At 48.3% G+C, this 5,941-nt stretch carries 5 protein-coding genes; 2 read left to right on the top strand and 3 right to left on the bottom strand.

Annotated elements, in window-relative coordinates; all coding sequences use genetic code 11:
• Window positions 1–47: 47 nt before the first annotated feature.
• From argC to QVO97_RS00220, 3 genes are all read right to left on the bottom strand, one after another.
• Window positions 48–986, bottom strand: coding sequence for an N-acetyl-gamma-glutamyl-phosphate reductase (argC, locus tag QVO97_RS00230; RefSeq protein WP_022358446.1), 939 nt, complete (start codon window positions 984–986; stop codon window positions 48–50).
• Between the two features lie 22 nt (window positions 987–1,008).
• A complete protein-coding gene (gene argH / locus QVO97_RS00225; RefSeq protein ID WP_022358445.1) occupies window positions 1,009–2,400 on the bottom strand; it encodes an argininosuccinate lyase in 1,392 nt (463 codons plus the stop codon).
• Window positions 2,401–2,529: 129 nt separating this feature from the next.
• Window positions 2,530–3,780, bottom strand: coding sequence for an argininosuccinate synthase (locus tag QVO97_RS00220; protein ID WP_022358444.1), 1,251 nt, complete (start codon window positions 3,778–3,780; stop codon window positions 2,530–2,532).
• 400 nt (window positions 3,781–4,180) lie between these two features.
• Here QVO97_RS00220 and QVO97_RS00215 point away from each other — a divergent pair, with 400 nt between their 5' ends.
• Both QVO97_RS00215 and QVO97_RS00210 read left to right on the top strand, forming a co-directional pair.
• The gene (locus QVO97_RS00215; protein ID WP_022358443.1) at window positions 4,181–5,335 is read left to right on the top strand and encodes an NAD(P)-dependent malic enzyme; all 1,155 of its coding nucleotides are present in this window, start codon (window positions 4,181–4,183) and stop codon (window positions 5,333–5,335) included.
• A gap of 87 nt (window positions 5,336–5,422) precedes the next feature.
• On the top strand, window positions 5,423–5,941 hold a 519-nt coding region (locus QVO97_RS00210; protein ID WP_288188445.1), incomplete at its 3' end, for a DUF4364 family protein.

Genomic DNA, 5,941 nt, shown 5'->3' with positions numbered 1-5,941 from the left:
AAAATATCTAAAAAAACCATCTGCCGTTCTTTTATTATAGCACTTTTCTATAGTGCCAGTCCAGCTGTCTCCTCAAATCCAAGCATCAGGTTCATGTTCTGAACGGCTGCGCCTGAAGCACCCTTTCCAAGATTATCAAAGAGCGCCGTCACCATGGTCTGTTCCCCGTGACCATTGACAATCAGCTCCAGACTGTCTCGGCCTGCCATATCTGCCGCCGCGATCATACCGTCATATCCAAACGGATGTACCTTAATGAGCTTCTGTCCGTCATACCAGCCAGCCAGCTTCTCATAGATATCCTCCGCGGTCGGCCCGCCGTTTAAGAGGCGGTTCTGAAGCTGGATCGTGACCGCCATTCCTTTATAGTAGTCATCCACGATCGGACTAAAGACCGGCGGATAATCAAGTCCGCAGACCTTCTGCATCTCCGGTAGATGCTTATGTTTCAGCGTCAGACCATAAATACGGGGTGCGAAATAGCTCTGCGGCTTCTCCGGCGATTCATACTCGGCAATCATCTTTTTACCGCCGCCGGAATAGCCGGTCAGGGAAAAGACTGTCATCGGATAATCCTTCGGGATGATCCCCTGCGCCACCAGCGGATAAACGGAAGTGATAAATCCAGTTGCATGGCAGCCTGGATTCGCCACCCGGCTGGATGTTTTGATCGCCTCGCGGTGCTCCTTTGAAAGTTCCGCCATGCCGTACGCCCATCCTTTGGCTGTCCGGTGCGCAGTAGATGCATCAATGATGCGCGCCCCAGAACCTTCCGCCAGTGCAACTGCCTCAACCGCTGCCTCATCCGGCAGGCACAGGAATACGATATCCGCCGCATGAATCAGCTTTCTTCGCTCTTCCGTGTCCTTGCGCTTTGCCTCATCGATCAGAAGCAGCTCGATGTCCTCTCTTTTCGCCAGACGATCGTAAATCTGCAGTCCGGTTGTTCCTTCTTTTCCGTCTATATAAATCTTCGGTTTCGCCATTGTTCGTCCCCCGTTTCCTGTCCTACTCCTGAACCTTGTGTTCGCTTACAAATTTCTCAATCACAGAAATCTGGCGGGTTACTTCTTCCGGAGCCGGTCCGCCGATTACCTTACGTCCACGCACACAGGTCTTCAAATCAATCGCTTCATATACGTCATTTTCAAAGACATCGGAATGTGTCTTGTACTCTTCCAGTGTCAGATCGGCTAAGGACTTGTCCTCACGTACACACTGGGCTACCAGCTGTCCGACGGTCTTGTATGCGTCACGGAACGGCATTCCCTTCTTGGTCAGGTAATCTGCACAGTCCGTTGCGTTGATGAAGCCTTTCAGAGCCGCTTTCTTCATATTGTCTTTCAGGATCTGCATCGTGGAGAACATTGGGGTCAGCACGCGCAGGCACTGTTTTACGGTGTCAATTGCATCAAAGACTGCCTCTTTGTCTTCCTGCATATCCTTGTTGTATGCCAGCGGAATACCCTTTAACATGGTAAGAAGGGTAAACAGATCGCCGTACACGCGACCGGTCTTGCCGCGGACCAGCTCGCAGACATCCGGATTCTTCTTCTGCGGCATGATGGAGGAACCGGTTGAAAATGCGTCATCCAGCTCTACAAACTTGAACTCCCAGGAACACCAGGAAATAATCTCCTCAGAGAAACGGGACAGATGCATCATCAGAATGGATAACGCTGCCGTCAGCTCTACGCAGTAATCACGGTCGGAAACACCGTCTAAGGAGTTGTTGGTCACTCTGGCAAATCCAAGCTGCTGGCGTACAAAATCACGGTCGATCGGATAAGTCGTGGAAGCCAGCGCGCCGGATCCGAGCGGCATATCATCCATGCCCTCTAAGCAGTTCTCCAGACGGATTACATCACGGCGCATCATATTGGCATATGCCATCATATAATGTCCAAATGTAACCGGCTGTGCACGCTGCAGATGTGTATAACCCGGCATAACAGTTTCCAGATTGTTCTTTGCGCTCTCGCAGAGTGCTTCCATGAAATCGAGAATTTCCTTTTTGATCGCCACGATCTCTTTCTTCACGTAAAGACGCATATCCAGTGCAACCTGATCATTTCTGGATCTCGCCGTGTGAAGACGTTTTCCGGCATCGCCGATGCGCTCGGTCAGAATCTGCTCTACATTCATATGAATATCCTCATAATCCTGTGAGAAATGAATCTTACCTGCCTCAATATCCGCTAAGATACCTTTCAGTCCTTCGATAATCTTGTCTGATTCTTCCTTCGCAATGATGCCCTGCTTGCCCAGCATAGCCGCATGGGCCATGGAGCCTGTGATATCTTCCTTATAAAGACGACAGTCAAAGGAAATCGATGAGTTGAAATCATTTACCTCCAGATCTGTCTCTTTTCCGAATCGTCCTGCCCATAACTTTGCCATAAGTGTAAACTCCTTTTTATTCTCTGATTTAGAACCAATGCGACCATTGGAACCGGCAGATACCGGAAAACCAATGGTCACCATCGGCTGCAGGCTTGTCGCCTGCAGATTATTTATTATTTTCCTAAATTATTCTACGCTCGGAAAATGCTCGCCGGTCTTTGCTGCCAGGACTTCATCGTTCAGGGCGCGAACCTTGATCGGAAGTCCGAACAGGTTGATGAATCCAGCGGAATCTGCCTGGTTGTAGCAGTCATCCTCATCAAATGTAGCCATGCCTGCGGAATACAGGGTGTATGGAGATGTAACAGATGCCGGAATGATGTTGCCCTTGTAAAGTTTCAGTTTTACATCACCGGTTACGGTCTCCTGTGTGGAATCAACAAACGCGCTCATTGCTTTGCGCAGCGGTGTGTACCACTGACCATTGTATACTAACTCAGCGAACTTGAGAGCCAGCTGCTGTTTGTAGTGCTGTGTCTCTTTGTCCAGAGTGATTTCTTCCAGTTTCTCATGAGCCTTGTAAAGGATAGCTCCACCAGGAGTCTCATATACACCACGGCTCTTCATGCCAACCAGACGGTTCTCTACAATATCCAGAAGTCCGCAGCCGTTCTCACCGCCTACCTTGTTCAGAACCTCGATTACCTTCTCTGCATCCATCTCCTCGCCGTTTACACTGGTCGGAACACCTTTCTCGAAGTGGATGGTTACATAAGTAGCTTTATCCGGTGCATTCTCCGGAGATACGCCCAACTCAAGGAATCCAGGTTTGTTGATCGGAGCCTCGTTTGCCGGATCCTCCAGATCCAGACCCTCATGGGACAGATGCCACAGGTTCTTATCCTTGGAGTAGTTGGTCTCTTTCGTAATCTTTAACGGAATGTTGTGAGCCTCTGCGTACTCGATCTCTTTTTCACGGGAATTCAGTTCCCAGAAACGCCACGGAGCGATAACATCCATCTGCGGAGCAAATGCCTTGATAGCCAGTTCGAAACGAACCTGATCGTTTCCTTTACCGGTACAGCCGTGGCAGATAGCGTCTGCGCCCTCTTTCTTCGCAATTTCAACGATTCTCTTAGCGATAATCGGACGAGCGAAGGAAGTACCTAACAGGTAATGCTCATAAGTAGCGCCAGCCTTCATGGTCGGGATGATGTACTCATCTACGAACTCTTTCTTCAGATCCTCGATGTACAGCTTGGAAGCACCTGTCTTTAATGCCTTCTCTTCCAGACCATCCAGCTCCGCACCCTGACCTACGTCAGCGGAAACTGCGATAACCTCACAGCCATAGTTTTCTTTCAGCCACGGGATTAAAACCGATGTGTCCAGACCGCCTGAATATGCAAGAACAATTTTATTATATTTCTTAGCCATTTTTCATTTCCTCCAATCATTTGCCTGCGTGATGCTTTTTTCTTTGTCCGTCCAGTCAACTAAGACCGGCAGATTTATATGCCTCACTTGAAATTACCCAGATTATACCTCCTTGATCCTAATTATGCAATACTTTTTTTGCATTTTTATGAATAATTTTTGTATAAAAACGTGTTTTATGCATTTTTCGTGTGTTTTATGCATAAAAATAACATTTACGGACTTCATTTATATGCTATGCTATATGATAGGTATAAGTATTATAAATAAGTGGTACTGTGTGTGTACAGTAACATGGTACTGCCCTTCCTGCATTCTAAAATATGCATCTTGATTTAAAATGTCAAAATTGCTATTATAATGTAAGAATAAAATGAAAGCATTCGAAAGGATAAAAACCATGACGATCAATGAAAAAGCACTCGAACTTCATGAAAAATGGAACGGCAAGCTCGATACCGTCTCCAAAGTACAGGTAAAAACCAGAGAGGATCTGGCTCTGGCATACACACCGGGCGTTGCAGAACCATGTAAGGTAATTGCAGAAGATCCGGAGGCTGCATACCGCTACACCATCAAGTCCAACACTGTAGCCGTTGTCTCCGACGGAAGCGCCGTTCTGGGACTTGGCAATATCGGACCGTTAGCAGCTATGCCGGTTATGGAAGGAAAAGCCGTTCTGTTTAAAGAGTTCGGCGGCATCAATGCATTCCCGATCTGCCTCGACACACAGGACACCGAGGAGATCATTGAGACAGTTGTCCGCATTGCCCCGGCATTCGGCGGTATCAACCTGGAGGACATCTCCGCACCGCGCTGCTTTGAGATCGAGGAACGTTTAAAGAAACGGTTAAACATTCCGGTTTTCCACGATGATCAGCACGGAACCGCCATCGTCGTACTGGCAGGCATCATCAACGCCCTGAAAGTAACCGGCAAGAAGAAGGAAGACTGCCGCGTCGTTGTCAACGGCGCCGGAAGCGCAGGCGTTGCCATCACCAAACTGCTCTTAAACTACGGATTTCCGCATATCACCATGTGTGATAAGACCGGTATGCTCTGCAAAGGCATGGACGGGCTTAACTGGATGCAGGAAAAGATGGTCGAAGTTACCAACTTAGAGCACAAGACGGGCACACTTGCCGATGCATTAAAAGGCGCTGACATCTTCGTAGGCGTGTCTGCTCCGGGCATCGTTTCCCAGGAGATGGTTGCTTCCATGAATAAGGATTCCATTCTCTTCGCAATGGCAAACCCGGTTCCGGAGATCATGCCGGATCTGGCAAAAGCTGCTGGTGCAAGAGTCGTAGGAACCGGACGTTCCGATTTCCCGAACCAGGTCAACAACGTTCTCATCTTCCCAGGCATCTTCCGCGGCGCTCTGGAAGGACGCGCAACCGCTATCACCGAAGAAATGAAACTGGCTGCTGCCAACGCAATTGCTGCTCTGGTTGATGACAGCGAATTGAGCGACGAGAACATTCTTCCGGCAGCATTTGATCCGCGTGTAGCTGACGCTGTTTCCAAGGCTGTGAAGGAACACATTAAGAAATAAACGTAACAATTCAAGCAATTCTCGCATTTACCGTAAGAACCGCACAAAATTTACACAGTTACGAAATAATAATAAAGGAGTTTTTCCATGCTGGCTGAACCGATGACACTTTACAAACTGATGAATCTCTATATGCTGCACCAGGTCAATTTTCCGCTGACCAACGCGCAGCTCTCCAATTTTTTTCTGGATCGTGAGTACACCACGTATTTCACACTCCAGCAGGCTTTGAACGAGCTTCTGGATGCAGGTCTGGTAAAAAAGGAGACGATGCGGAACAGCTCCCGCTATGAGATCACTAAGGAGGGCGAGGAAACGCTGGAATTTTTCGGCAAAAACATCTCTCCTGCCATCGTCAGCGACATGGATGAATACCTGAAACTGAACCGCTTCCGCATGCGAAACGAGGTAGGACTGATCTCCGATTTCTATAAATCGACCAATCAGGACTACATCGTTCACTGCGAGGTGCGGGAAGGAAAAGCCGTTCTTGTCAATCTCGATATCTCCGTTCCGGATAAGGAGCAGGCGGAAATCATGTGCAATCACTGGAAGGATCGAAGCCAGGAGATTTATGCTTATGTGATGAAATCTTTGATGAGTGAG

This window comes from Clostridium sp. CAG:43 (assembly GCF_000434655.1).
Taxonomy (GTDB): domain Bacteria; phylum Bacillota; class Clostridia; order Lachnospirales; family Lachnospiraceae; genus Otoolea; species Otoolea fessa.
Note: the sequence above shows the minus strand (reverse complement) of the source record. Positions and strands in the feature narration are given on the sequence as shown.

What these genes read in the sequence shown, in the direction of transcription:
- argC (WP_022358446.1), bottom strand. Translation starts at nt 986, where the DNA reads ATGGCGAAACCGAAGATTTATATAGACGGAAAAGAAGGAACAACCGGA.
- argH (WP_022358445.1), bottom strand. Translation starts at nt 2,400, where the DNA reads ATGGCAAAGTTATGGGCAGGACGATTCGGAAAAGAGACAGATCTGGAG.
- QVO97_RS00220 (WP_022358444.1), bottom strand. Translation starts at nt 3,780, where the DNA reads ATGGCTAAGAAATATAATAAAATTGTTCTTGCATATTCAGGCGGTCTG.
- QVO97_RS00215 (WP_022358443.1), top strand. Translation starts at nt 4,181, where the DNA reads ATGACGATCAATGAAAAAGCACTCGAACTTCATGAAAAATGGAACGGC.